Genomic DNA, 26,476 nt, shown 5'->3' on the forward strand with positions numbered 1-26,476 from the left:
TATATGTTAATAACGCATACTTATAGAAAACACCTAAATAATAATACATAAAAGCATTATTTATGAGAATGCTACTATAGGCCTTGGTAACCAAGGCCGTAATAATAGTTAGTAATTGCAACAATATAAAATGGACAAACGTTGCATTGACTGACATATAAGGAGAATATTCTACTTCTCCACTTTCACTTTTTTCATCACCAGTTATTATTTTTTTAAAGGCCTCATCACCAATAGCTATCCACATAGCAAAACCACCTAATGAAAAGCCCAGAAGGTTCGGCATCAATGACAGGATGTCATTCCACCACCCCTGATGAGACCAAGATGGATAAAGAATCACTGTCATTAAAAAAGCACACCAAAAATAGCGACTTTTAAACACAGCCCCAGCGCCACCATAGATTTTCCAGTATCTAGCCAATGCACTGGTTGATTCTTTTTCTTCACTCATTACTTTCTCAGAAGCCTCTTAAATTCATCTGCTAATGATTTTGCCCTTAATAACAATAGCTCAGAAACCGATGTTACGTCAGAATCATATGGTTCAACCCTTTGAAGTGGTACGTCACTTGAGGCATGAACCTCTACTAATCCCGCCTCATTAATCCTGCGTATACTAACTTCACCATTTCTCGAAGCAATAAGAGCATCCTGTTTTAACTCACCATCAGGTTTAATTTCCTGACCTCGCTCAGACTTATATGTTTTATCCTCTTCAATAACCCCAATACGCTTGAAGCGCTTTTGCATAACACTTTCTGCAGAAGCGAGATCATCCGGATTAGGACGTCGAGTGACCATATTTATACACGTAATACCTTTTAAAGAAAGCATACGTTCCACACTATCTGGCTCAGTCAATATTGTAACATTAACCTTTCCAAACTTCTCTATAATTCTCTCATGAGAAAATATCCCATTCAGAAAGTTTTCTATTTGTCTTGATGTAAGATGCCGGCTCTTGTCCTGCATTTCGTAAACCAAAAGATGACTTGCGGGTAGAAAAACAAAAGAGAATCTAGCTACATTTGGTTTTAAATTATCAGGTATATTTATTCTTTCCTTTTCCTCATCTGAAGCTATATCTTTCTTTACGATATCGAACCAGTCGCCATTAACGTCAATATCTGTATACTTTAGAATTTCCCCCTCAAAAGGTTCACTAATCACCTGGCCTTTCTTATAAGGGTAAAAATATGATAAAGTTGCGAATGAGTCTCCTCTTAAATTAACATTGCTCGCATTTTTTCTTGCCATCCTGAATAACTCGACATACTTTTCTGGCGAGTGGGGGTGCATGGTTATATTTACAGCCCCGTAAGTTAATTTTTTTGCCCTTGCCATTTTTATCTTTGTTCCCTTATTTCGTGAAAGAATCATATATACATTAAAGACTTAGGAAAAACCATGTCTTAACGCACACCATCTAATAACCAAAGGGAATAAAAATACAATTTATTATTCAAAATGGGGATGTCATTTCCCCCGCGGATAATGCTCATTGGTTCCACTACCAGATTCGTAAAAATTAGAAAAACAACATCCAAGAACAGCGCGCAATGCTCTCCCCGCCACGCCTGCCCGCTTCTGGAGGCGCTTTTAATGCAGGTGCATGAAGGGCTTCAGGCCGCGCCAGCACTGGCGCGGCGGGGTGTGGAAAATTCATGATTTTGGATGCAAAGCCATGCAGCATAGGCATGCATGGCTATTTTTCTTAAAAAGACGGGGATTTTCGGGGCTTTTTATGCGGATTTTTTGCGGGTCTGCGCGGCCTGTCGGCACATGAAAATCTGACTCTGTTCAGGTGTATATTTTGCCCGGTTGTCTTCTCTGGACGCTCTGTCAGGCCGGAACCCGATGGTCGTCAGGATATCCCGATCATCCTCTGCATAATGAATATCTCTTCCGCTGGCCAGATGAACCGATAGCGCTTCGCGAACGCTGGCAGCCGCCCGGTCGAGAGCCCGTTCTCTGACGATTTCAGGCTGCTCTCTGAGGTGCATTAATTCCGGTGCCAGCGCTGCGACCAGCGCGTCGCCACTGACCTGCATAAAGACGTGGAGCTGGCGGCGCATGCTGACACGCTGCACGGCCTCATGTGACCGGATATACCGACCGGCAGACTGGTTTACTGCCCATTTTTTCAGGTCAATATCATCACGCAGCGCCTGTACAGCGTCAGGCTCATAACGGGTACTGGTGAGCTCATGTTCTTTCAGCGCCATTTCAGCCCGTGCCAGTGCTGACTTGCTGCTCATCCAGTCCGATTTATTCTTCTGACAGGTTTCAAAGGCCTGCTCCAGTGGTGCTCGTATCATTTCTTTTCTCCTGAATCAGTGGCGCAGCGATGAGCGAGCGCAATCCAGAATTCGGGGCGGTGTCACTGGCGCTGTCTGCGCCGGTTCTGGCTTTTCCTCCGCCGGTGGCCGTATCACCTCATCGATAGATTCGATGGTGCGAAAGGTCGCGGAGCAGAAGACATTCACGCACTGGAGATAGCTCTGTTTGACGTTATCCGACAGGTAACGACTGGTACGAACATGGGCAGACTGTTTGCAGTACGGGCAGCGCATCATGACTTCACCCCCTGCGGTTGTTTCTTCTGTGCCAGCGATTTAGCTCGCGCCATTCTGAGGGCGGGACTTTTAAAGAGCTTCATGTCTACGCCGGTGAGTGCCGGGCGATGAAGGCCAATCTGTGAAATCACCGGCTCATTTTCCATGTTGAATGCGTAATACTGGCTCTGTGTCCGTACATTCTCGCCCAGCTCCTGAATCAGAATAGTGTGAGGGTGTTCTTCCCCCTTAATCTCAAGCTCACGCAGACGTAAAGCAAATGCGCGTACCAGTGCAGGGGGAATGTCTTTCATTACCACTGCCCACTCATTCCGTGCATAGGCAGAGAACACATCTGAATGAGCGCTGACGTATTCTTTTCCTGACGTACAGGCGGCCAGCATAGTACGGGCTTTATCATCATTGAGCTCATCAATCAGGGTGGCGAATTCCTCAGCCAGCTCACGACCGGCCACTCGCTGACCATGTTCAGCTTTCAGTTCCGGGGTCATCATGCCGCGCAGTTCGCGAAAACGGGCGCGCCAGTTCTGTTCCGCTTCAGTGCTCTCATTCAGCGCGTTCTGGCGTTCTTTCTCGCTGCGGGTAATGGCGGCCTCAATATCATTCAGTTTCAGCATATTTTCCGTGTGTGCGGATTTAGCCTGGCTGAACGCATCAAGAGCGTTATTTATCGTGGTCTCTGCGCTCTGGTTAACTTGCTCGTTAAGCGTATCCAGTGCGATCTCAATGGCTGTACGGATTGTCTCATTCTGCGTGCTGCCAATGGTTTTCATTACTGAAGTAAGTAAGTCTGCTTTCATCGTCGGGCTCTCTGTGTTTTCAACCTGACGCCATTCTGCCGCCCCTCAGACAACAACTCGATTCATTGCGGTTGTAGCAGCCATGACACAAACAGGACTTCAAAACCCGGCTTGCCAGAGAAAGGTCGCAGGAAAACCCTCTCTCTGTTTGTTTTTTTACTAACAACTATTCACTACTGTTCACTCAAAGAAAAAAGATAAGTAATACAGTGAATTAAAGAGTGAACAGTTGAGAGTGAAGTGTTCACCGAGTGTTCACTACTGTTCACTGATTTCGGTAAGAGTCTTTTAGATTTCCATTGTTTTAATAATTATTTTTCCGATTATTAATAGGTAATACCAATTTATTGTGATTTATGAACGTCTCAGCGCGTCATGAGCCAATTATTTTTCATATTTTCAAAGCGCTGTTTAAATAACAGCCAAAATGGCTCCACGGCACAACAGGCCTCTGTTGCATTGGAGAAAAATATTCACAAAATAGAGAGCTACCCGACGCCGGACGGATACGTTCGGATCTCTTTGGATATTAATGAGGTAGCATTATGCACACGGTTTCATCAGCATCATCTTCTCCCACTGGTACACACCTGATGGCGGTTTCAGCGCCGGTTCAGGAACGTTTTCTACGTCTCCCTGAAGTCATTCATCAGTGCGGTCTGTCCCGTTCAACACTCTACGATTTAATCGCCCGTGATGCTTTTCCCGCTCAGGTCTCGCTGGGTGGGAAAAATGTCGCCTGGCTACAGTCTGAAATCACGGCATGGATGATGGAACGTGTTGCTCATCGCAACAGGAAGTGTGATGCATGAATATGAGCCGCTATCAAAAAGCCCCTTTTTCTGGCTTGCATCTGTTGTATGTTTCCTGGTACAGTTTTGTCGTTGCCGCAAAATCGGCAACCGGGCGTAGGAACCCGAGTTACTCAATGGCGACACCAGACGCGCCATGCGTCTTTTTTTACGTCGTTGCTCAGGCATACCCATTTTTCGGGCTGTGGTGCTTATACCAAAGCCTATATCAGATAATGGTAGCCCGGGCGGGGCAGCCTTCGGGCTGGCCGGTATCCATTGAGGCCGGTATTCCTACCCCCGTCCGGGCTGCCACCCATGAGTGTAGGAACTCCGGTGGTAGCAGTAACCGCTACTCAATGGAGATTGCCATCATGGCTACGACCCTCACCCCGTCTCATCCTGAATTTGTCTTTGTGTTTGCCGCTATTCGCCGTGCTGACCGTAAGCCCCGTATCTGCATGCTGCGCACCGTTGCCGGTGATGAACGCACCGCCCGCCGTTCTCTCGTTCGGGAATACGTCCTTTCCTTGGCCGCCCGTCTGCCGGTTGTGGAGGTATGCCATGCATAATCAATCTGCCGCTCAGACCGTCTCAGCGCGTCGTGATGACCTTAACGCTGTCAGTGAGCACCTGAGCCTCGAATCGTTTCATAAACTCAATCGTGCCTGTGAGACCCTGCTTTTTTTTGGCAATGACTTAAGACACCACGAAATAAACGGACTCAGCCAGCTTTATACCCCTCAGATCCTGAGTTATGTGCATGAAGATATCAGCCACGTACTGGAAGAACTGAAAGCGAAAGGCCTGTGCCGTGATTTTCTCGCTACGCAGGAGGTGGAGCATGTTTGATTTTCCGCAACCGGGTGAATTGTTCCGCTCAGCCGGTTTCCCTGATGTGCGCGTGGTGGGCATTCTGGCCGACGGTATTCCGTGGGAAATGCCGTACCTCTGTCCGACGCTGGTCTGGAACCCATATCGCCGGACGTTCACTATCCTCATTCGTATTATTTCCGATGGCCGGATTGTCGAAATACCGCTTGCCCGGTTTTTACGGGATTTTTCCTGCGACAGCCCAGATATATTTAAACGCAACCCTGAACATCGTCACATCGTTCTGAAAGATATTGCCGCCGACCCTGAATTACAGAAACGACGGGATAAAAATATCAATCATTATCCGCAGGATATTATCCCGGTCAGACAATCAGCACCGGTGGCGCGGAAATGGCGGGATATTCCCCGGACTGAACCGGAAATAAAACCGGATAACAGCTACCGCCATTATCTGTAATTAAAAAACGATAACAAAAATTAAATGTGCGTATCTGCACAGGGATACGCACGTCTTCAGGAGTCGGAATCATGCATTTAAATATCACTGAACGACCACAGAATAAATGGTTGTCGGCCATCAGCCAGGCTGACCTCGAATGCCTTGAACATTTGCGTAATGTCGGCCAGTTTGTCGGCGAGCTGGTACAGGTGCAGGACTGCACCACTGTTCGTCGTGACCCGGCGCAGCAGTTACAGCTCACCTCCGTGATTTATCTTATGACCGCCCAGCTCGACGGCGTGGTCGAACGCTGCAATCAACGCTGGCTGAACGGGGAGGGCAACGTATGAAACAGCCATTACCGCTTGTCTTACGCGCTGCGCTTTATCGTCGCGCCGTGGCCTGTGCATGGCTGGCTTTATGTGAACGTCAGCACCGTTACCCACACCTCACTCTCGATGCGCTGGAGGGTGCCATTGCCACCGAACTGGAGGGTTTTTACCTGCGCCAGCATGGCGAGGATAAAGGCCGCACGATTGCCTGTGCCTTACTGGAAGATTTAATGGAAGCCAGCCCGCTGAAAGCCGCGCCGTCGCTGTCTTTTCTCGGCCTCGTCGTACTGGATGAACTTTGCGCCCGTCACATTAAATCACCGGTTATACACTGAGGGAGAATAATCATGAATATGAACGTAACGGAAACCGTAAAACAGGCATGCGGCCACTGGTCGCGCATTCTCCCGGCGCTGGGCGTGAAGGTCATGAAAAACCGCCATCAGGCCTGTCCGGTATGCGGCGGCTCTGACCGTTTCCGGTTTGACGATAAAGAGGGGCGCGGGACGTGGTTCTGTAACCAGTGCGGCGCGGGTGATGGCCTTAAGCTGGTAGAGAAAGTGTTTGGCGTGTCGGCCTCAGAGGCCGCCGGAAAGGTGAACGCCGTCACCGGCAATCTGTCGCCGGTTGTCCCGGAGGTGATTGCGGCCACCGAGGCCGGAACGGAAGCCGACCATAAAGCAGCGGCTGCGCTGGCCGCAAAAATAATGGAGAAAAATCGACCGACGACCGGCAACGCCTACCTGACCCGCAAGGGTTTTCCCGCGCTGGAATGTCTGACATTGACGGTCACACATAAAACCGGCGGCGTGACCTACCGCGCCGGTGATGTGGTTGTCCCGCTTTATGACGATACCGGCGCACTGGTTAACCTTCAGCTTATCAATGCTGACGGTCTCAAGCGCACCCTGAAAGGCGGTCAGGTGAAAGGGGCATGTCATATCATCGAAGGGAAAAAACAGGCCGGGAAACGCCTGTGGATAGCGGAGGGCTATGCGACCGCACTTACCGTGCATCACCTGACGGGTGAAACGGTCATGGTGGCGCTGTCATCCGTGAACCTTCTTTCTCTGGCGAGCCTTGCCCGGCAAAAGCACCCGGCGTGTCAGATTGTGCTCGCTGCCGACCGCGACCTCAGCGGCGACGGTCAGACAAAAGCCGCAGCGGCCGCAGAAGCCTGTGAGGGCATTGTCGCCCTGCCGCCGGTGTTCGGTGACTGGAATGATGCTTTTATGCAGAGGGGAGAAGATACCGCGCGTAAAGCGATTTATGACGCTATCCGGCCACCGGGAGAGAGCCCGTTCTGTACCATGAGCGAGGCCGAATTCACCGCCATGAGCACCAGTGAAAAGGCGATGCGGGTACATGAGCATTACGGTGAGGCACTGGCGGTGGATGCGAACGGCCAGCTCCTGTCACGCTATGAAGCCGGGATATGGAAAATCATCCCGCCGTCGGATTTTGCGCGTGATGTAGCCGGGCTGTTCCAGCGTCTGCGAGCGCCGTTCTCGTCGGGGAAAATTGCCTCGGTGGTGGATACCCTGAAACTGATTATTCCCCAGCAGGATGCCCCGGCGCGCCGCCTGATAGGTTTTCGCAACGGTGTACTCGATACCAGCACCGGCGTATTCAGTCCTCACAGTAAAGCGCACTGGCTGCGTACACTGTGTGATGTGGATTTTACCCCGCCAGTCGAGGGAGAAGCACTGGAAACCCACGCGCCGAACTTCTGGCGCTGGCTCGACCGCGCCGCCGGTTCACGTGCGGATAAACGTGACGTGATACTCGCTGCCCTGTTTATGGTGCTGGCGAATCGCTACGACTGGCAGCTTTTTCTTGAGGTGACCGGCCCCGGCGGCAGCGGGAAAAGTATTCTGGCCGAAATTGCGACTATGCTGGCCGGAGAGGATAACGCCACGTCAGCGACCATTGAAACGCTGGAATCCCCCCGCGAACGCGCGGCGCTGATTGGCTTCTCGCTGATACGTCTGCCTGACCAGGAGAAATGGAGTGGTGACGGTGCAGGGCTAAAGGCCATCACCGGCGGAGATGCCGTATCCGTTGACCCGAAATACCGGGATGCGTATTCAACGCATATTCCGGCGGTGATTCTCGCCGTGAACAATAATCCGATGCGTTTCACCGACCGCAGCGGCGGTGTGTCACGCCGTCGGGTGATTATGCACTTCCCGGAACAGATTGCCCCGGAGGAACGTGATCCGAAGCTGAAAGATAAAATTGCACGTGAGCTGGCGGTCATTGTGCGTCAGCTTATGCAGAAATTCAGCGACCCGATGATGGCGCGGACGTTGCTCCAGTCCCAGCAGAACTCTGATGAGGCACTCAGTATCAAGCGTGATGCTGACCCGACATTTGATTTTTGTGGCTATCTGGAGGCGCTGCCCGAGCCTGACGGGATGTACATGGGAAATGCGAATATTATCCCGCGACAGCCGCGCCAGTACCTCTATCACGCCTATCTGGTCTATATGGAGGCGCACGGTTACAAGAATACGCTCAGTCTCACCATGTTCGGCAAAGGGCTGTCATCGATGCTGAAGGAGTACGGGCTGAATTATGGCAAGCGGCGAACGAATCAGGGGATGCAGACGAATCTCGCACTCAGGGATGAAAGCAACGCCGACTGGCTGCCCCGATGTGACGAAACCACAGCGCAATAACCTATCCTGACCGGCATAAGCCGGTCTTTTTTTGCCTGAAATCCCGGAAAGTGAACAGTAAAGTGTTCACTATTCACGGACTAATCACCTAGTATCATGTTGAAAATTAATAAAAATAACGGTGAGTGAACAGTGTGAACAGTTTTTGGTAAAAAAAGTTTTTTTCTTAATATGACCCATTCAAAAAACAGGTTTCTTAACCACAGGAAACATTGCAACAAATCGCCATTGGTATACGCTTAGGTATACCAATGAAAGTTGAATTGGAAAATTATCAATAAAAATATAGCACTAGAAAATACATTCAGACTCCGCCAGCCCACCAAAATTCTCCATCGGTGATTACCAGAGTCATCCGATGAAGTCCTAAGAGCCCGCACGGCGCAAGCCCTGCGGGCTTTTTTGTACCCTCAATTTCCCGCAAAGTCCGAAGAGAACTCATTAAATCCGAACCTTTTAGGCCAATTAATAGGCCCAACGAAAAGCTCTACTTTTTCGTTAGGTCTAAACGCACGGTGACGGGCTTACTTTGTTAATAAAGCCCCGTAGAACTAAGCTCTGGCAGTTGCATTATTATCAGCTTCAGACAAACAAATGCACCTATGCAGCCTCCGGCTGATAGGTACGAGCAAGATAATAAAGGACAAGAAAGCCCGATATAGCACGATGGCAACCGAGGTGGATAAACACATTTTCCCGGCAGAGCCTACAATATGGTGTTTACCAGGCCTGCCGCCGTTCATCAACTGAACATCCCGGCAGGCGCGCTTACACTCAGAATGCGGAACGTAGTGATAATTCAAAAATGATCTTTTCTGCCTGACAAGAGAAAGTGACAGAAGCGTCCAGTTTCACCTCGTTATCGACGTTCAGAATCTGATACTCAACCTCTGGATTCCCATCCGATGCCGCAGCAGAAGCCAGTTTCTGGATTTTAGCGACCGCTAGCTCCGCTTCATTTTTCGTTGGAAAAATTCGCTCGATTTGAAAGGTACAATCGTCATTTTCAATAATTGTACCAATATCGATTGCACATCCCTTGGTACTGCACTTATCAACAACATCTTTCATAATGATAACCTCGTATATTTGCTCTCAGGATAGGACGCTACCGAGGGAAAATCCATACTTTTAGTGCGTAAACCGCCCAGTCGCTTACGATACGAACTGCCGTGAACGAAGCTCACCTTTGCCCCCAACGGTCATAACATTCATTCAAAACCCAGATGATTCACTTACAGTTTATTCCTGGAGACGCATAATCTCTGGTATGCCAACCTTGTTCATGCTCATAACACTGAGATCGTTAGATGAGGATATTATGAAAAAGACAATGATTGCATTATCAGTACTTATGCTGGCATCACCGGTTTTTGCCGCAACGACTCACGCAACTGACGACACCGTAGCCGCAGCACAGGAAAACGCCAACACAGCGAAGGAAAAGCTGCATCAGGCGCAGAATCAGGGTGAAGAGCTGAAGCTGAAATCGAAACATGCCGCCGAAGGGAAAAGTGACAGCGTCGGCAGCCAGGTCAGCGAGGGTGCGCAGAAAACCTGGCATAAAACCAAGGAAGGAACGGAAAAAGGTTGGGATGCCACCAAAGAAGGCGCTCAGAAAGGCTGGGATAAAACCAAGCAAGTTAGCCAGAAAGGCTGGGACGCCACCAAAAAAGGCGCTCAGGAAGGCTGGGATAAAACCAAAGACGGCGCCGCTGAACTTGAGAAAAAAGTCAGCGAGTAACCGGACGTTCATACAAAAAAGCCGCATCAGCGGCTTTTTTTACATCGGTCAGGCCCCTTTTAAGACGGCAGATCAATTCAACGACGATAGGGGTATCTCGCCCTTCCCCATTAATTATAAACCAGCGTAAACGTCGCCATACTGTTCGCCGTCCCGGCGTTGACTACCGCGCCAGTCTGCACGTAATGGGCAGAGAAATTTATCCGCTCGGCGCTGGCGGCGTTGCTTGCCGTAATCGTCTTCAGTACCGGAAGGTTCGTGGCTTCATTAATACTCACCGCCGTTCCTTCTGCAGGCGCTGATGCGCCGTTGTTACCGTAGTTCAGCGCCACACCAACGCCGCTGGCCGCTGCGCTGGTCTTTGTGAGCGCCAGAATATTCGGCTGCCCGGACGTATCCTCCACGCCAAAGAACCCCATCCGTACCTCCGTCGGCTGCGAGCAGTAAACGGGAATAGCAAACGTCTGGGCGCGCCCACCGGTCGTCCCAATGCCTTTAAATTCAGATTTATTAACGGAGCCTAACGCCACGTGAATCGTGGACGTGGTGACCTGGCAGCTACCGCTGGCGCCGATATCGACGTTAAGCGCCGACAGCCCGAGGAAAGTTGGCGACGTACTGGTCGTGGTTTGCCCCGATGCCGGCTGCAGTTCCATAAACAGCTTCCCCACCTGCGGCTGCGCATCAACGTTGGTATGATTGCCCCCGGACAGGTTCACCTCGCCGGTTTTGTAGAAAGTGATATACGCTTTAATGATCACCTCTTTCATGCCAAGCAGCGTAGGCATATCGCCGCTATCGCAAATGGTCGCCGACTCGCTCCCCGCCGGAGACGAGCTCCCGTCAATATAATGCACCGGACCGCCATTGCACTGGAACCCAAGCGAGTAACCCAGACCGTTGAGCTTGCTGGCAAAAATATGCACGCCATTCACGGCGATCGCCGCCCCCTGGGTATCCATCTGCTGATATACCACGCGCTTCCAACCCGCGGCGGGAACCGTTAAGTCGCAGGTAAAGCGTATACCGCTACTGTTATCGGCCATTGAACCGGACATCTGCGAATTGATCGGCAGCGAAGGCAGGTATTTGATGTTCTGCGTATTCACCGTCATATCGCCGATGGTATTACTGCAGTTTTCCGCCCAGGCTTGCGAGCTATTCAGCCCCGCGATGAACAGTATAAAAACGCAAATACGCCGTAACCCGATGTACATACTCAAGCCTTTTTATAAACAGACCGCGTTCACCGTTTTAACCGGATTACGCTGTTGGTTGTTGGGAAGATGGAAATGGACCGCGCAGCTTTGCGAGACATGGCCGACATCCCAGCGCACAACCAGAGTGCCGTCATCCGGAACGCCGCTAAGATACACCTGGCCCTGCTCTGCCACGATCCCCGATGCCGCGCCGTCCACGCCAGAAAGCGTTGCGCTAGCACCAAACGGCAGCGGGCCGTTTTTGCCTCGAAGCGTAAACAAGACGCGCTGACCAATATGCGTCTGATAATCAGCCTCTACGATCGCGCCGCCACCGGGGATCACCGTTTGGCCTTCCAGTTCAACCTCGGTGTCATCCGCCATGGATTCGGTATCCAGGCTAATATCGTTTTTACGATACGCCGTGAGCGTCGGCACGATGGCATAGCCGCGCCAGTCAGTGTGCAGATCGGTGCCATTTTGAATCGCCACATTGTCCGCGCCAGGAGCGCGAACGATGGCAAAACTGTCGCCGGTATACTGGCCGAAGGTAATGCCGTGAGGATGCGCCACAATGGAGCCAGACGCTCCCCAGTTAATCTGGCGGGAGGTTTTATCGCGCTGGTAGCCAAGCTGCGCTTCGCCATAGCCGCCGCGATAGTCCAGCGATACACCGCTGTTGCTACCCTGACCATTATTGCCATAGCCCTGCTGCACGGTGTAATAGAGATTATTCTTCTCCAGCGCTGAGCCATACAGCGAAGCCTGCTGTGAGGTATAACCGTTGTTATCGGAGGTGGTGCTGTAGCTAACGGAGGCATCCGGCAGCACCGGGCCTAATGGGATATTGAGGTTGAAAGAGAACGAACGGTCGTTTTTATTGCTTTGCGACGACTGCGTATAGTAATAGCCCACACCCCAGGAAACGCTGTGCCATGCGCTATAGAATCCCACATGAACGGTCTGATCGTGGCGCGGGGAATGCCAGTACGTTTGCGTCCAGGCAGAAGCGGACAGGCTACCTGCGCTCCCTAAGGTTTGCGACAGCGAGATCTCTTCACGATTCCGCTTGTTGTCCGTTTCGCCATAGCGCCCCTCGAGGGCGTTGGCCTCGCTAAAATCGTAGTACCCGCTGGAAGAGTAGCGGTAGCTCGCCAGGCTCAATGTCGTGCCGGTAGTCACGAAGTCTTTTTGATACTGTAGCCGCGCCGAATGCCCGTTATAGCGCTGTTTTGACGGCGTGCGGGTGACCGCGCTGGTGTAATCAGCGCCCAGCGAGCCCAGTACGCCAAATCCGTGCCCCGCGCCGGCCGACCAGGATTGGTAATCCTCCGCAATCTGCGCGCCGCCGTAGAGCGTCACGCCAGCAGGTAGACCGTAGAACAAAGTGGACTGCATAAACTGCGGACGGCGTGTCTGCGCCTGCGCCGAATAAAAACGTCCCGCACTGACGCTGTATTTTATGCGCCCCTGACGCAGCATAAACGGCACCGCTGAAAACGGTTGGGTAAATTGACGCTCTGAGCCATCGCTCTCTTTGACCGTCACGTCCAGATCGCCGCTCTGCGAAGTCGGGTACAGATCGTTAATGACAAATGCGCCCGGCGCGACAAAGGTTTCGTAGATGACATAGCCATGCTGAGAGACCGTCACTTTGGCGTTACTGTGAGCCATGCCGCGAATTGTCGGCGCAAAGCCGCGCAGGCTGTCCGGAAGCATCTCTTCGTTGGACATCAGTTGAATGCCACGAAACTGCACGCTGTCGAAAATATCACCGCTGGTATAGGTGTCGCCCATGCGCAGCTGACTCTGTAAAGCACGCACGTCATGTTGTAGATAGGTGCTTTGCGAGCGCCAGCGGCGAGTCTTGTCGTACTGCATGGCGGCAATATTGCGCAACCGCCAGCCGCCCAGGTTAATACCGCTGCGCAAGTTTAAATAGCTGGAGCGAAAGTCACCGCCACTTTGCTGCGTCTGCGCACCGGTCAGGTTATAGTCGACAAATGCGGCGGGAATGCCATCATCCCAGCGGGAAGGGTCGACATAACCATGGCTTTGCAGATTCATCGCCGCCTGCGGAATGCTCAGTTTGAGTCGCTGTTCGGTGAAATCAAACGTGCTGGAAGCATCGGGAATGAACTTGCCAATCAGGCTGAAAGTTTCCCCTTCATGCAGCGAGTCAAATGCCGAAAAGGCGCTAACGTTTACGCCATACTCGGCCAGCTGCGCTGGCGTTAAAAGTGGCTGCAGCCTGCCATTAACATCGACAAATTCAATGGTTTCATGGCCCATCTGCTGGTTATTGACCCACACATCCACCGGATAACGCCCCGGTTGCTGGCCACCCGGTTTCGCGAAATAGTGCAAGTCGGCCATTTTCTGTTGTGGGTCGGAAAGCTCTAACGCCGAAGGGTCAAAATAGTCCTCTGCCCGCGTGGTATTTTGGTAGCACAGCAGCAACAGCGCCGCTGGTACGCAGGCCATCAGCGGATGACGGCCAACGCTAGCCTCATCAAACACGTTGTCGGAGGTTAACTTTTTCACAATGAGAGCCAGTCAGGTTACTGCTGCGCGTAGTCGGTAATACCGCCAAAGTCGTTAATCGCTCGCCACTTCACGACGCCTGAACGATTAACCGGCCACGATTGATCGCTGAAGGGAGCAATCATGCCTGGCGACTCCAGTTCTTGCCCGCCAACGGACAGTGAAAAGAAGGAGACAAAATAGGCTGTGGGGTTATGAGCAACCAGACGGCTCCCGGTCGAACGGAACGTTAGCGCCTGCCAGGCGCTTTCCGCCTCACCGGCTAAATTTTTCGGTCGATAAAAGATCTTAAACTTCGATTTAATATTGACCTGCAGTTTATTGGCATCGTCTTTTTGCGTCGGGGCAATACTTTTTACGTTCAACCAGAATACGGACTCACGGTCAGCAGGTAATTGCGCGCCGGTGTAATTAATTCGCAGCACATTTTTCTGCTCAGGCTCCAGACGAAAGAGCGGAGGAGTCACAATAAACGGTGGCTGCCCCTTATCCGTAGTCAGATAATTTTCCACCCACGACTGGACCAAATAAGGTGTAGCGCTATCGGCATTCGTCACTGAAATAGATGCCTCACGCTTACCCTCTTCATAAATAACGCGGGTACCGCCCATAACGATCCCCGCCTGAGCGCCAGATGAGATTATGAATAAAGAAATAGCCAGGCTCGCGATAAAACGATTCATTGGAAAACCAGAGTTAGAAAATAACAGAGAGATTGAGCAGAAGGCTCCTTCTGCTCAGAGCTTTAATTAGTTGTAAACCATGTTAAAGTCAGCGACACCGTTTGCATTCCCGGTGGTGACGGCAGTGCCCGTAGACTTATAGTCGGCGTAGAAGGTGAGATCGGCAGAGCCGGTGCCAGATGTCCCCGCAGTAACCGGATGCTTATCCGTTACCGCTCCCAAAGCCACCTGTTTACTTTGATTTTCTTCATACAGCTTGATGCCGATACCCGTAGCGTTACCGGTACCCGTGTTAATTGCAAGCAGAGACGAGTCGGTTTTGTCTTTATTACCATCAAACAGCACGGCAACCTGAGTTACCGAACTTGGGCAATCTTCGACATTAATATGGAAGGCAGTTTTGGTCGTCTCAATGCCGTTCCCGGTGAAATAGGATTTTGCCCATTTGCCAAGATCGACCTGCTGATTGGCGCTTTTGCTGGTGACGTTACAGGAAACATCCGTAATGGAGCCGGTGAATTCAACCTGCCCGCCTGTACCTTGCGTCCCCGCTGTTGAACCAGGGTTAGTGGTCACACCAGCAGCGGCTACCGCACCCGATACCACTAAGCCGATGACACTTGCCATAATACGAAATTGTGTTTTCATTCTTCATCTCTGATTGATATACATTGATGCTGACGGTTGCCGGGTAAAAACGATTTATCCGCGCCTCGCCGTAAAGCCCTCCATGATTATTAATCTTCGATTCCATCCACAGGGTATTAAACAAGTAATCGCACTCCGCGCCTTTATAAAGACGGAGAGTATTTTTTTATTTGTAAGTTAAGACTAACCACTAATTCATTAAGTGCATTAGAAATACGACATTAATCATATCCACATTAAAAACCATTGCAACAAAGAATTACGTAAAAATATCGTAAAAGAACCTTCTATTTACTCGCAGAAATAGATAATTATCACTAAATGTTATCCACAAAGGATTATCAACGTGTCGGTGTCAAATGCACGACCAACAATTATTAACACCACCTTTTAAAATTTAACGAAATTAACACTACAAGGCATGACATCAGATTATCTGCGTAACAAAAAATGCTGAACATGAATCAAAGTAAGAATAATCCGAACACCGTCACCCTCTGGACTTTTTAAATTCTGATAATAATCACGCTAAGCATTAAGAGCATCTTCGAACAACAGGGCTTGTCATTGGAACAACTTTGATTTAGTGTTTTCTTAATTAAGAAAACACTAAAGTAAGATATGAACGAAATCGATTTTTTGCAGGCTCGTGCCGGTGAAGCCGCCACGCTACTGAAAGCGATGAGCAACCCCCACAGGCTACTGATCCTTTGCATGCTGTGCGATGCCCCCGGAACTAGTGCCGGCGAGCTCGCGCGAGTCACCGGCTTAAGCCCGTCAGCCACGTCTCAACATCTCGCTCGCATGCGCGAGGAGGGGCTGATTGACAGCCAGCGCGCTGCCCAACGCATCCACTACTCGATTAAAAACGACGCGGTGAGGCAGATCGTCGCTACCTTAAAAACGCTTTTCTGCCCTTGAGGAACACCTGAACATGACCGTTGAATATCTTTCCCCACAAGCCGCGCTTACGCTCATTGAGCAGGGTGCCACCCTCATCGACATACGCGATGCCGATGAGTATGTGCGTGAACACATTCCCATGGCCCGCCCCTTCCCGCTCAGCGCTATCGAAAAAGGGCAAACGCTACCCTCTTCCGACGGTGGCGTCGTGATTTTTCACTGCCAGTCCGGCAACCGCACGCGTAACAACGAAGCGCGACTGGTTGCCGCAGCCGCGCCAGCAGAAGTCAAAATCGTTGACGGAGGGATCGACGCCTGGCGAAAGGCGGGTCTGCCGATGGTCGAGGATAAAACACAGCCGCTACCCCTTATGCGCCAGGTACAGATCGCCGCGGGCGTGCTAATTTTACTGGGCGTCGTACTGGGTTATAGCGTATCCAGCGCCTTCTTCTTGCTGAGTGCATTTGTGGGCGCAGGCTTAACCCTGGCCGGGATGACCGGATTTTGCGGTATGGCGCGCCTGCTAGCCGTGATGCCGTGGAACAGGCGGTAAGCGCTATCGCTGCTGCGGCAACGTTAATGAAGACAAGAGATAACAAAGGAGCACGTTGATGTTTGCACCTGGCGATCTGGTTCAGCCGAAAATGGGCGGACCGAAATTAAAGGTTATTGAAGCACACGAAGACCGCATCGTGGCCGTCCAGGCCAGCGATGAGCACGGTAAGCAATACACGCTGAAAAACGATGACGTCGCCCCGTATCGTGAAGAAGGCGACTTTGGCGTTTGCTAAGACCTCCCCCGCGGTGAGCCAGCCTCACCGCCCCTTCTCACGAAACTGAATGTTTACCCATAAATCACGCATATCCTCCCACACACAACATCAGCGTTTAATGCTAAAAAAACATCTTCCAGTCAGATAAAAACACCATTAGTGACGACAATCACAATAAAATCAGCATTAGCACGCTGACAGCAAAAAAGACCTGCGCTTCCAATACAATTAACCGTTCGATAACAAAGCATAATTGAATGATTTTTAAGACAAAAACCAGAATTGAAAACAAAAATAGCGCACAGGTTAAAAAACAACCAAAAACAGAGTATTTTATTGATAAAAACGCATTAAATAAAAATATTTCACTAGTTGTTTGTTTTATTGCAGATGGATAACCTATACGCGTTGAACAAACCAACCCAAAACGCCAAAAAACACGTTTTTTCTCAGTTTTAATGTTTATTTTCGAGGAGCATACCGATGTTCTCTGCGCAGTCACGCCTGCGTCATGCGGCAGCAGACACTTTCGCCATGGTGGTCTACTGTTCCGTCGTGAACATGATGATTGAAATTTTTCTCTCGGGAATGACCTTCGAGCAGTCACTTTCGTCTCGACTGGTGGCGATTCCGGTGAACATTATTATTGCATGGCCATACGGTATCTACCGTGACTTCATCATGCGCCAGGCCGCGCGAATCAGCCCGGCTGGCTGGATGAAAAGAGTGGCAGATCCGCTAGCGTACGTGACCTTCCAGTCGCCGGTATACGTCTTGATTCTGCTGAGCGTGGGTGCCGATTGGCATCAGATTATCGCTGCGGTTAGCTCAAACGCGGTGATATCGCTGGTGATGGGTGCCGCTTACGGCTACTTCCTCGATTTCTGCCGTCGCTTGTTCCGCGTCGAGCAATACACCCAAGCGAAAGCCTGATAGCAGGGTAATAAGAGACTGGCCATGCCAGTCTCTTATTTAGATATTCTCGCCAAAAAGCCCATCTAAGAAACGTTCTAAAGCCATTCGTGAACTAAAGCCGTGCGGAATACCGTAATGCTGCTCAACATCGCCGCCAAGGTACAACGGAAACTGTTCGTAGTGATCGCACGCTTTAATATCAGATGCCGGTTCGGCAAATTTAAAGCTACGGTCTTTGAGCGCCGGGTGAATGATCAGCGCCGTACGCCCCATCCGCGCTTCGCGGTTGACGTAAACATAATTTTCCCCCCGGCGATAGCCGTAGGCTTTGGCGGTTACCGCATCCATGGTAAAGCCCGCTTTTTCAAGAACGCGCGCCACCTCATCAGGTCGTAGATACATATTTTTTCCTCGTCATCTTTTACTGCATCGCCACCTTACATGAATCAGTATTCGCCTCGCTTTCAGATAAATCCATAAACACGTTAAATCACGGCAATTTATAGCGGATGACCTACACTTAACGCTCCAGCAAATTTCGTGGAGGACGTTATGCCCAAATTATTTAACCGCAATGAAGCAGAAGATGAAGCTCAGGATATTCATAACGATGTCAGCCAATTAGCCGATAGCCTGGAGGATATTCTCAAGAGCTGGGCCAGCGAGAATAAAGATGAGGTGGAAACTGCACGACGCAAAGCCAAAGCGTTGCTGAGTGAAACCCGCGCTCGTATTCATGGTCGCAGCCGTTTACAACAGAGCGCCTGCGATGTTGCCGACACCGCAGACAGCTATGTTCGCGATAAACCGTGGCAAAGTGTGAGCGCTGCCGCGGCAGTGGGGATTTTTATTGGCGTATTATTGGGATCGCGCCGATAATATAACCATAACGATGTTGATAATAAAAACGCGTCTACCCCGGAGTATCTTTGATGCTCCGGGGTTTTTATTTTATCGCTCGCCTCAGCGCCGCGACCTGTTCATTGGCCATTACCGGCGAGACTATATTAGTAAAACTCATAATCAACCCGGCATCGCCAGGATGAGCCATGCGCCAGTCGGTTATCGCCTGCACCGCCAAGCCCGCCTCTCGCGCCCGGCGAGCCATCATTCGATCATCCCCGTCGACCGATACCACCAACTGGATGCCCCCCAGCTGTTCCACCACCTGAAAACCATGCGCCACAAGGGCCACTTCAAGCCAGCGCCGACGCTGAGCGTAGTGAAGACGCATTTTCTTCAGATGCCGCCAGAAGTGACCTTCACGCAGGAAGTCCGCCAGCGTTTGCTGCCAGAGCAGCGGTACCGGGCAGGCCACGCGTTGGGCCTGGCGGCGGAACGCCGCCACCAGCGGCATCGGCACCACCAGCCAGGCGGTACGCAACGCCGGAAATAGCGCTTTGCTGAATGTACCGATGTAAATAACCCGCTGCGGTGCATCCAGGCTTTTCAGCGGCGGCAACGGCTTACCGTGATAGCGAAACTCGCTGTCGTAATCGTCTTCAATCACCCACGCCTGGTGATGCGCTGCCCAGTCGAGCAGTTGCCGTCGTCGCGGCAACGATAGCGCCACGCCCGTCGGGCTTTGATGCGCGGGTGTCAGCAGCGCAAAACGCGCATTGGCGGCATGTTTGAGCGCCCAGTCAACGTCCATCCCTTCGCCATCGACCGGCACAGGATGCAGCGTCACGCCTTCCTGCTCGATGGTGGGGCGAATCAGCGGAAAACCAGGGTCTTCAACCCACATCCCCTCACCACGCCCCGACAGAGCTTGTAAGGTCAGGCTCATCGCGGCCGCATAGCCCGAGGTGATAAACACCTGCTCAGCTTCACATTCAATACTTCGCGACAATCGCAGGTATTCAACAATCGCCTGGCGTAACGCCATTTCGCCACAAACGTCGCCAAGCGCTAAATCAAAACGCGTTTGCGTACGCAGCCGACGCCCCATCACACGGGACCATATTCCACGCGGAAAGAGATCCAGCGCGGGTAGTCCCAGTTGAAACGGTTGCGGCTGAAACTGTTCGCCACCAAAACCAAGTGGCTCGACTGGCGCGGCCTCCAATGTTAAGTGATCGCTTACATACGTACCGGCCTGTCCGCGTCGCTCAAGCCACCCTTGTGCCACCAGTTCGCCGTAGGCGTTCTCCACCGTCACCCTTGAAACGCCAAGCTCCTGAGCATAGAGACGGCTCGATGGCAGACGCCTGCCTGCCGCCAGCTCTCCTTGTTCAATCGCCGTCTTCAGCTGGCGAGCTATTTGCCGGTAACGCGGTTCGCTCTTCTGCTTCATGGTCTTATTTTTTACTCTTAATATGGTCATCTTTCTAAGACCATTATAGTGCTATTTTTGTCGCATCTTGAACGAGGAGAAAGACAATGACTGCATTACGCCAACCCTATAGTGAACTCAGCCCCAACGTCTATGCCGGGCTGGTACAGGCCAGTATCGCGCTGGAAAAAAGCTCGCTGGAGCGTACGCTGCTGGAACTGCTGTATTTACGCGTATCGCAAATCAACGGCTGCGCGTTCTGCCTGGAAATGCACAGCAAAGCGCTGCGTAAATCTGGCGTTGAACAAGCCAAATTAGATGCGCTGGCTGGCTGGAGAGTGAGTAATCACTTCAGCGACGCGGAGTGCGCCGCCCTGGCCTGGGCCGAAGATCTGACGTACGTCGCCGAAACGCACGCTGAAGACAGCGTCTATCAACCCCTACTGGCCTACTTCAGCGCCGAGCAGATCAGCGACATGACCTTTGCCATCAGCCTGATGAATGCCTTTAACCGCCTGGCCGTTGGCATGCGGATGTAGTCCTGAAATGCCCGTGAATCATCGCCATGCACGGGCATTATTTTACCTCGAATATATCGCGTTAATTCAGCAAAACACGTCCTTATTTTTCACCCGGATATTTCCTAAAAAAACGTCATCATCATACAAATAATCGCCGCCATTTTTTCAGAAAATATTCAGTGCATTTTTTAGATCTCGACCAAATTTCCTGACTTAAATTATAAAAAATCAACCACCGCGAATTTGCGCTCAGCCCTTATATCATGGGAAATGAGAGCGATATCACCCTACCGGCTATTTCGGATGAAAACAGATTGAGGGTTGTCACATCGTCTCAGTATGCTAGGGTATATACAGGTCATTATTTTCATCAGGTAGCATATCGACATAAACTAAAAACAGGAAATTTCATATTGCATGGCAGTTAAATTAGAAATTAAGAATCTTTATAAAATATTCGGCGAGCATCCACAGCGAGCATTTAAATATATCGACAAAGGTTTCAGCAAAGAGCAAATTCTGGAGAAAACAGGGTTATCGCTTGGCGTCAAAGATGCCAGTCTGGCCATTGAAGAAGGCGAGATATTTGTCATCATGGGGTTATCCGGCTCCGGCAAATCCACCATGGTACGCCTTCTCAATCGTCTGATTGAACCGACTCGTGGACAGGTGCTGATTGACGGTGTAGATATTGCCAAAATATCCGACGCCGAGCTTCGCGATGTCCGCCGTAAAAAAATTGCAATGGTCTTCCAGTCATTCGCCCTCATGCCACACATGAGCGTACTGGATAACACCGCGTTTGGCATGGATCTGGCCGGTGTGCCGGTGAAAGAGCGCCAGGAGAAAGCGTTGGACGCGCTGCGCCAGGTGGGCCTTGAAAACTATGCGCACGCTTATCCTGACGAACTCTCCGGCGGGATGCGTCAACGCGTCGGTTTAGCCCGCGCGCTGGCCATTAACCCCGATATCCTGTTAATGGATGAAGCCTTCTCAGCGCTCGATCCGTTAATTCGTACCGAGATGCAGGATGAGTTAGTCAAATTACAGGCCAAACATCAGCGGACCGTGGTATTTATTTCCCACGACCTTGATGAAGCCATGCGAATTGGCGACCGCATTGCCATTATGCAAAATGGCGAAGTGGTACAGATTGGTACCCCGGATGAAATTCTGAATAACCCGGCAAATGATTATGTCCGCACCTTCTTCCGCGGCGTGGATATTAGCCAGGTATTTAGCGCCAAGGATATTGCGCGCCGTAATCCGGATGGTCTAATCCGTAAAACACCGGGCTTTGGTCCGCGCTCAGCGCTGAAATTACTGCAGGATGATGACCGTGAATACGGCTACGTCATCGAACGCGGGAATAAGTTTGTCGGTATTGTCTCCATTGATTCCCTGAAAGAGGCGTTAAAAGCCAACCAGGGAATTGACGCGGCGCTTCTTGATGAGCCACTGGCCGTCGATGCGCAAACGCCACTCAGCGAATTGCTCTCTCACGTGGGCCATGCCCCCTGCGCCGTACCGGTTGTTGGAGAAGAGCAGCAGTACGTCGGCGTTATTTCAAAAAGAATGCTGCTACAGGCATTAGATCGCGAGGGGGCAAACAACAATGGCTGATCAATCTAACCCGTGGGATACCACACCGGCCGCCGATAGCGCGGCTAACTCCGCCGATGCCTGGGGTACACCGGCTTCGGCACCGTCCGGCGGCAACGCCGACTGGCTGCACAGCGCGCCTGCGCCACAGCCCGAACACTTCGACATTATGGACCCGTTCCATAAGACGCTGATCCCGCTCGATAGCTGGGTGACGCACGGCATCGACTGGGTGGTCACGCACTTCCGTCCGCTGTTCCAGGGGATTCGCGTTCCTGTCGATTACATCCTGAGTGCCTTCCAGCAGCTGCTGCTGGGGATGCCTGCGCCGGTGGCGATCGTGCTGTTCGCCCTGATTGCCTGGCAGATTTCCAGCGTTGGGATGGGCATCGCGACCTTTATTTCGCTGATTGCCATTGGCGCCATCGGTGCCTGGTCGCAGGCGATGATCACTCTGGCGCTGGTGCTCACCGCCCTACTGTTCTGCGTGGTGATAGGCCTGCCGCTGGGGATCTGGCTGGCGCGTAGCCCGCGAGCGGCGAAGATTATTCGCCCGCTGCTTGATGCGATGCAGACAACTCCAGCGTTTGTCTACCTGGTGCCGATCGTCATGCTGTTCGGTATCGGTAACGTGCCGGGCGTGGTGGTAACCATTATCTTCGCCCTGCCGCCGATTGTGCGTCTGACCATTCTGGGGATTAACCAGGTACCGGCGGACCTGATTGAAGCTTCGCGCTCCTTCGGCGCCAGCCCGCGTCAGATGCTGTTCAAAGTACAGCTGCCGCTGGCCATGCCGACCATTATGGCAGGCGTGAACCAGACGCTGATGCTGGCCCTGTCGATGGTGGTTATTGCCTCGATGATCGCCGTCGGCGGTCTGGGGCAGATGGTGCTGCGCGGTATTGGCCGTCTCGATATGGGCCTGGCGACGGTTGGCGGCGTGGGGATCGTTATCCTCGCCATTATCCTCGACCGCCTGACGCAGGCCGTAGGCCGGGACTCCCGCAGCCGTGGCAACCGCCGCTGGTACAGCACCGGTCCGTTGGGTCTGCTGCTTCGCCCTTTCACTAAGTAACCATCGTGTTGGCCCGCGCTGCCGGGCCAACGCTCCACGACTATCACTATTAAAGGAACAACGATGCGACACTCATTTGTCTTAGCCACTGCTTTTACCACGCTGGTCTCCACCAGCGCGTTTGCTGCCGACCTCCCAGGGAAAGGCATTACCGTTCAGCCGGTGCAGAGCACCCTGTCAGAAGAGACCTTCCAGACGCTGCTGGTGAGCCGCGCGCTGGAAAAACTGGGCTACACCGTCAGTAAACCGAACGAAGTCGATTACAACGTCGGCTACACCTCGATCGCCGCCGGCGATGCGACGTTCACTGCCGTCAACTGGATCCCGCTGCATAACGACATGTACGCCGCGGCGGGCGGGGATAAGAAGTTCTATCGTGAAGGGACGCTGGTTGGCGGCGCGGCACAGGGTTATTTGATCGATAAGAAAACCGCCGATCAATACCACATCACCAATATTGCGCAGCTGAAAGATCCGAAAATCGCCAAACTGTTCGACACCAACGGTAACGGTAAAGCCGACCTGACTGGCTGTACGCCAGGCTGGGGCTGTGAAGCGGCCATCAATCACCAGTTGGATGCTTACGACCTGAACAAAACCGTCGATCATAATCAGGGTAACTACGCGGCGATGATGGCCGACACCATTACCCGTTTTAAAGAAGGCAAACCAATCTTCTACTACACCTGGACGCCGTACTGGGTGAGCGATGTGCTGAAACCGGGTAAAGACGTGGTGTGGCTGCAGGTGCCGTTCTCTTCCCTGCCGGGCGTACCGAAAGATGCCGATACCAAGCTGCCTAACGGCGCTAACTACGGCTTCCCGGTGAGCACTATCCACATCGTTGCTAACAAAGCCTGGGCGGAGAAAAACCCGGCGGCCGCGAAACTGTTCGCCATTATGAAACTGCCGCTGTCTGACATTAACGCGCAGAACTCCATGATGCATGCCGGTAAAGCATCCGAAGCCGACGTTCAGGGCCAGGTGGATGGCTGGATTAAAGCCCACCAGCAGGTATTTGACGGCTGGGTAAAAGAAGCGCTGGCCGCGCAGAATAAGGCCTGATAAGCGTAGCTGTATCGGACAAAGCCGCCACCGTTAGCCGGATGGCGGCTTTGTCTTATCCGGCCTGTACAAGGCCAGCCCGCCATCAAAAAGCACGTTCCGCTACGCGACATGTTCCCGCAGCTCCCTGCCTTTCGTTATTATCGTCCCTATTCTTCCTCACATTCTTAATACCATGACTAAACCTGCTCACGGGCTTAGCCCAGCGTTAATCGCCTTAATGTCCATCGCCACTGGTCTCGCCGTTGCCAGTAACTACTATGCGCAGCCACTGCTGGAGACTATCGCCCGTAATTTCTCACTGAGCGCCGGACAGGCGGGCTTTATCGTTACCGCTGCCCAGTTAGGCTACGCCGCCGGGCTGCTGTTTCTCGTACCGCTGGGCGATATGTTTGAACGCCGCGCGCTAATTGTCACCATGACGCTGCTCGCCGCAGGAGGCATGTTGATCACCGCCAGCAGCAGTTCGCTGGGCATGATGATCCTCGGTACCGCCCTTACGGGACTCTTCTCCGTCGTCGCGCAGCTTCTGGTGCCGATGGCGGCCACCCTCGCCTCACCGGAAAAGCGCGGCAAGGTGGTCGGAACCGTGATGAGCGGATTGCTGCTGGGTATTCTGCTGGCGCGAACCGTCGCCGGACTGCTGGCAAGCCTCGGCGGCTGGCGTACCGTTTACTGGGTCGCCAGCGTGCTGATGTTGGTACTGGCCTTCGCCCTGTGGCGTGGCCTACCGAAACTCAAGCAGGAGACGCACCTCAACTACCCACAGCTGCTCGGCTCCATCTTTAGCCTCTTTGCGCACGATAAGCTGCTGCGCACCCGCGCGCTGCTCGGTTGCCTGACGTTTGCCAACTTCAGCATTCTGTGGACCTCAATGGCGTTTCTGCTCTCGGGCGCACCGTTCAACTACTCGGAAGGTACGATCGGCCTGTTTGGTCTGGCGGGCGCGGCAGGCGCGCTGGGCGCACGTCCCGTCGGCGGGCTGGCGGATAAAGGCAAAGCGCACCTGACAACCACATGGGGCCTGGTGTTGTTGCTGCTTTCCTGGGTGGCGATTGGGTACGGCCAGACCTCCGCCATTGCGCTGATTATCGGTATTCTGGTGCTCGATCTGACGGTTCAGGGCGTGCATATCACCAATCAGACGGTGATTTATCGCGTGCAGCCGGACGCCCGTAACCGACTCACCGCAGGCTACATGACCAGCTATTTTATCGGTGGTGCGGCAGGGTCGCTGCTATCGGCCTGGGCCTGGCAGCACGCCGGCTGGCTCGGTGTCTGTGCGGCTGGCGCGGGGATATCCGTCGCCAACCTGTTGGTCTGGTGGTGGGGCTACCATCGGCAGGCAGCCGAGTAGTGGCGAGGGGGTGATGAGCATACGTATTCATCACCCCTATGCCATAGACCAATCACATAAATTACTGGCAATAATTCATTTACTTTATTTGTCACTGTCGTTACTATATCGGCTGTAACTAATGAGGTAATGCCCAGATGGATAGTTCGTTTACGCCCATTGAACAAATGCTGAAATTTCGCGCCAGCCGCTGCGAAGAGTTCCCTTTCCAGGAAATTCTCCTGACTCGCCTGTGCATGCACATGCAGGGTAAGCTGCTGGATAACCGCAATAAAATGCTGAAAGCTCAAGGGATTAACGAGACGTTATTTATGGCGCTAATCACGCTGGAGTCTCAAGAAAATCACAGCATTCAGCCCTCCGAACTCAGCTGCGCGCTCGGGTCATCGCGTACCAACGCCACCCGCATCGCCGATGAACTGGAAAAACGCGGCTGGATTGAACGTCGTGAAAGCGACAATGACCGCCGCTGCCTGCATCTGCAGCTCACCGACAAAGGTCGCGAATTCCTGAATGAGGTTCTGCCTCCGCAGCATCACTGCCTGCATCAGCTCTGGTCGTCTCTCAGCGCCGCTGAGAAAGATCAGCTTGAGCATATCACCCGCAAACTTCTTACCCGTCTGGATCAGATGGAAGAGGATGGCTCAGTACTCGACGCCCTGCGCTGATACTACCGCGATCGCAAGGAAAACAAACAGGCCAGCAGATAACCC

Annotated in this window: 31 protein-coding genes; 19 read left to right on the forward strand and 12 right to left on the reverse strand. The window is 52.2% G+C overall.

Going from position 1 to position 26,476, the window contains the following annotated elements; genetic code table 11:
* The 5 genes from ACW14G_RS14485 to ACW14G_RS14505 form a co-directional block, all read right to left on the reverse strand.
* A partial coding sequence (locus tag ACW14G_RS14485; protein ID WP_455648651.1) for a hypothetical protein occupies positions 1 to 454 on the reverse strand: 454 nt, incomplete at its 3' end.
* Entirely contained in the window at positions 454 to 1,383 is a 930-nt protein-coding gene (locus tag ACW14G_RS14490; protein WP_455648652.1) for a DUF4747 family protein, read from the reverse strand. The genes ACW14G_RS14485 and ACW14G_RS14490, both read right to left, overlap by 1 nt.
* A gap of 362 nt (positions 1,384 to 1,745) precedes the next feature.
* Complete coding sequence (locus ACW14G_RS14495) at positions 1,746 to 2,321, reverse strand: phage polarity suppression protein (RefSeq protein ID WP_455648653.1); 576 nt, start codon at positions 2,319 to 2,321, stop codon at positions 1,746 to 1,748.
* 15 nt (positions 2,322 to 2,336) lie between these two features.
* Complete coding sequence (locus ACW14G_RS14500) at positions 2,337 to 2,579, reverse strand: ogr/Delta-like zinc finger family protein (protein WP_421559621.1); 243 nt, start codon at positions 2,577 to 2,579, stop codon at positions 2,337 to 2,339.
* Positions 2,576 to 3,379 carry a capsid protein gene (locus tag ACW14G_RS14505; protein WP_455648654.1) on the reverse strand — a complete coding sequence of 268 codons (804 nt, stop codon included), beginning with the start codon at positions 3,377 to 3,379 and terminating at the stop codon, positions 2,576 to 2,578. The genes ACW14G_RS14500 and ACW14G_RS14505 overlap by 4 nt, the downstream gene beginning before the upstream one ends.
* A gap of 545 nt (positions 3,380 to 3,924) precedes the next feature.
* On the opposite strand from ACW14G_RS14505, the gene ACW14G_RS14510 reads away from it, so the two are divergent.
* The 7 genes from ACW14G_RS14510 (at position 3,925) to ACW14G_RS14540 (ending at position 8,459) form a co-directional block, all read left to right on the forward strand.
* Positions 3,925 to 4,191 (forward strand): helix-turn-helix transcriptional regulator, encoded by a 267-nt coding sequence (locus ACW14G_RS14510; RefSeq protein WP_185668748.1) that lies wholly within the window; start codon positions 3,925 to 3,927, stop codon positions 4,189 to 4,191.
* Positions 4,188 to 4,742: a host cell division inhibitor Icd-like protein gene (locus ACW14G_RS14515; protein ID WP_407199734.1), complete on the forward strand. Its 555-nt coding sequence runs from the start codon at positions 4,188 to 4,190 to the stop codon at positions 4,740 to 4,742. The genes ACW14G_RS14510 and ACW14G_RS14515 overlap by 4 nt, the downstream gene beginning before the upstream one ends.
* Positions 4,735 to 5,022 carry a derepression protein gene (locus ACW14G_RS14520; RefSeq protein WP_407199735.1) on the forward strand — a complete coding sequence of 96 codons (288 nt, stop codon included), beginning with the start codon at positions 4,735 to 4,737 and terminating at the stop codon, positions 5,020 to 5,022. Before ACW14G_RS14515 ends, ACW14G_RS14520 begins: the two co-directional genes overlap by 8 nt.
* On the forward strand, positions 5,015 to 5,464 hold the full coding sequence (locus ACW14G_RS14525; RefSeq protein WP_455648655.1) for a hypothetical protein: 450 nt from the start codon (positions 5,015 to 5,017) through the stop codon (positions 5,462 to 5,464). Before ACW14G_RS14520 ends, ACW14G_RS14525 begins: the two co-directional genes overlap by 8 nt.
* A 71-nt stretch (positions 5,465 to 5,535) precedes the next feature.
* Positions 5,536 to 5,796 carry a hypothetical protein gene (locus ACW14G_RS14530; RefSeq protein ID WP_455648656.1) on the forward strand — a complete coding sequence of 87 codons (261 nt, stop codon included), beginning with the start codon at positions 5,536 to 5,538 and terminating at the stop codon, positions 5,794 to 5,796.
* Positions 5,793 to 6,113, forward strand: coding sequence for a DUF5375 domain-containing protein (locus ACW14G_RS14535; RefSeq protein WP_455648657.1), 321 nt, complete (start codon positions 5,793 to 5,795; stop codon positions 6,111 to 6,113). The genes ACW14G_RS14530 and ACW14G_RS14535 overlap by 4 nt, the downstream gene beginning before the upstream one ends.
* Before the next feature lie 12 nt (positions 6,114 to 6,125).
* Positions 6,126 to 8,459, forward strand: a complete 2,334-nt coding sequence (locus ACW14G_RS14540) for a primase-helicase zinc-binding domain-containing protein (protein WP_455648658.1) — start codon at positions 6,126 to 6,128, stop codon at positions 8,457 to 8,459.
* Between the two features lie 774 nt (positions 8,460 to 9,233).
* Here ACW14G_RS14540 and ACW14G_RS14545 read toward each other — a convergent pair.
* Positions 9,234 to 9,530 carry a DUF406 domain-containing protein gene (locus ACW14G_RS14545; protein ID WP_249022863.1) on the reverse strand — a complete coding sequence of 99 codons (297 nt, stop codon included), beginning with the start codon at positions 9,528 to 9,530 and terminating at the stop codon, positions 9,234 to 9,236.
* 250 nt (positions 9,531 to 9,780) lie between these two features.
* Between ACW14G_RS14545 and ACW14G_RS14550 the strand changes: the two genes are divergently transcribed.
* On the forward strand, positions 9,781 to 10,203 hold the full coding sequence (locus ACW14G_RS14550; RefSeq protein ID WP_167575182.1) for a hypothetical protein: 423 nt from the start codon (positions 9,781 to 9,783) through the stop codon (positions 10,201 to 10,203).
* A gap of 110 nt (positions 10,204 to 10,313) precedes the next feature.
* Here ACW14G_RS14550 and ACW14G_RS14555 read toward each other — a convergent pair whose 3' ends face one another.
* From ACW14G_RS14555 to ACW14G_RS14570, 4 genes are all read right to left on the reverse strand, one after another.
* Positions 10,314 to 11,420 (reverse strand): fimbrial protein, encoded by a 1,107-nt coding sequence (locus ACW14G_RS14555; RefSeq protein WP_249022862.1) that lies wholly within the window; start codon positions 11,418 to 11,420, stop codon positions 10,314 to 10,316.
* A 12-nt stretch (positions 11,421 to 11,432) separates the two neighbouring features.
* A complete protein-coding gene (locus ACW14G_RS14560) occupies positions 11,433 to 13,886 on the reverse strand; it encodes a fimbria/pilus outer membrane usher protein (RefSeq protein WP_249023289.1) in 2,454 nt (817 codons plus the stop codon).
* Positions 13,887 to 13,963: 77 nt separating this feature from the next.
* Entirely contained in the window at positions 13,964 to 14,629 is a 666-nt protein-coding gene (locus tag ACW14G_RS14565) for a fimbrial biogenesis chaperone (RefSeq protein ID WP_167575180.1), read from the reverse strand.
* Positions 14,630 to 14,695: 66 nt separating this feature from the next.
* Positions 14,696 to 15,277 (reverse strand): fimbrial protein, encoded by a 582-nt coding sequence (locus ACW14G_RS14570; RefSeq protein WP_249022861.1) that lies wholly within the window; start codon positions 15,275 to 15,277, stop codon positions 14,696 to 14,698.
* 621 nt (positions 15,278 to 15,898) lie between these two features.
* Between ACW14G_RS14570 and ACW14G_RS14575 the strand changes: the two genes are divergently transcribed.
* The 4 genes from ACW14G_RS14575 (at position 15,899) to ACW14G_RS14590 (ending at position 17,886) form a co-directional block, all read left to right on the forward strand.
* Positions 15,899 to 16,198, forward strand: coding sequence for an ArsR/SmtB family transcription factor (locus ACW14G_RS14575; protein WP_163446243.1), 300 nt, complete (start codon positions 15,899 to 15,901; stop codon positions 16,196 to 16,198).
* 13 nt (positions 16,199 to 16,211) lie between these two features.
* Complete coding sequence (locus ACW14G_RS14580) at positions 16,212 to 16,733, forward strand: rhodanese family protein (RefSeq protein ID WP_167575177.1); 522 nt, start codon at positions 16,212 to 16,214, stop codon at positions 16,731 to 16,733.
* A gap of 58 nt (positions 16,734 to 16,791) precedes the next feature.
* Complete coding sequence (locus tag ACW14G_RS14585) at positions 16,792 to 16,971, forward strand: hypothetical protein (protein ID WP_249022860.1); 180 nt, start codon at positions 16,792 to 16,794, stop codon at positions 16,969 to 16,971.
* A 465-nt stretch (positions 16,972 to 17,436) separates the two neighbouring features.
* Positions 17,437 to 17,886 carry an L-alanine exporter AlaE gene (locus ACW14G_RS14590; protein WP_163446245.1) on the forward strand — a complete coding sequence of 150 codons (450 nt, stop codon included), beginning with the start codon at positions 17,437 to 17,439 and terminating at the stop codon, positions 17,884 to 17,886.
* Between the two features lie 39 nt (positions 17,887 to 17,925).
* Here ACW14G_RS14590 and ACW14G_RS14595 read toward each other — a convergent pair whose 3' ends face one another.
* A complete protein-coding gene (locus ACW14G_RS14595) occupies positions 17,926 to 18,270 on the reverse strand; it encodes a DUF2002 family protein (protein WP_064543247.1) in 345 nt (114 codons plus the stop codon).
* A 150-nt stretch (positions 18,271 to 18,420) separates the two neighbouring features.
* Between ACW14G_RS14595 and ACW14G_RS14600 the strand changes: the two genes are divergently transcribed.
* Complete coding sequence (locus ACW14G_RS14600; RefSeq protein ID WP_064543245.1) at positions 18,421 to 18,747, forward strand: DUF883 family protein; 327 nt, start codon at positions 18,421 to 18,423, stop codon at positions 18,745 to 18,747.
* Between the two features lie 67 nt (positions 18,748 to 18,814).
* On the opposite strand, the gene pdxR is transcribed toward ACW14G_RS14600, so the two are convergent.
* The gene (pdxR, locus tag ACW14G_RS14605) at positions 18,815 to 20,164 is read right to left on the reverse strand and encodes a MocR-like pyridoxine biosynthesis transcription factor PdxR (protein ID WP_249022859.1); all 1,350 of its coding nucleotides are present in this window, start codon (positions 20,162 to 20,164) and stop codon (positions 18,815 to 18,817) included.
* Between the two features lie 86 nt (positions 20,165 to 20,250).
* Between pdxR and ACW14G_RS14610 the strand changes: the two genes are divergently transcribed.
* The 6 genes from ACW14G_RS14610 to mprA all read left to right on the forward strand — a co-directional run bounded on the left by ACW14G_RS14610 (position 20,251) and on the right by mprA (position 26,431).
* Entirely contained in the window at positions 20,251 to 20,682 is a 432-nt protein-coding gene (locus ACW14G_RS14610; RefSeq protein ID WP_163446247.1) for a carboxymuconolactone decarboxylase family protein, read from the forward strand.
* Positions 20,683 to 21,081: 399 nt separating this feature from the next.
* On the forward strand, positions 21,082 to 22,287 hold the full coding sequence (proV, locus tag ACW14G_RS14615; RefSeq protein ID WP_064543239.1) for a glycine betaine/L-proline ABC transporter ATP-binding protein ProV: 1,206 nt from the start codon (positions 21,082 to 21,084) through the stop codon (positions 22,285 to 22,287).
* Positions 22,280 to 23,341, forward strand: coding sequence for a glycine betaine/L-proline ABC transporter permease ProW (gene proW / locus ACW14G_RS14620; RefSeq protein WP_249022858.1), 1,062 nt, complete (start codon positions 22,280 to 22,282; stop codon positions 23,339 to 23,341). Before proV ends, proW begins: the two co-directional genes overlap by 8 nt.
* A 63-nt stretch (positions 23,342 to 23,404) precedes the next feature.
* Complete coding sequence (gene proX, locus ACW14G_RS14625; protein ID WP_163446249.1) at positions 23,405 to 24,406, forward strand: glycine betaine/L-proline ABC transporter substrate-binding protein ProX; 1,002 nt, start codon at positions 23,405 to 23,407, stop codon at positions 24,404 to 24,406.
* A gap of 175 nt (positions 24,407 to 24,581) precedes the next feature.
* Positions 24,582 to 25,763 (forward strand): MFS transporter, encoded by a 1,182-nt coding sequence (locus ACW14G_RS14630; protein ID WP_249022857.1) that lies wholly within the window; start codon positions 24,582 to 24,584, stop codon positions 25,761 to 25,763.
* Positions 25,764 to 25,900: 137 nt separating this feature from the next.
* On the forward strand, positions 25,901 to 26,431 hold the full coding sequence (gene mprA, locus ACW14G_RS14635) for a transcriptional repressor MprA (RefSeq protein ID WP_163446251.1): 531 nt from the start codon (positions 25,901 to 25,903) through the stop codon (positions 26,429 to 26,431).
* The last annotated feature ends 45 nt before the right edge of the window (positions 26,432 to 26,476 follow it).

The organism is Kluyvera sp. (assembly GCF_965301105.1).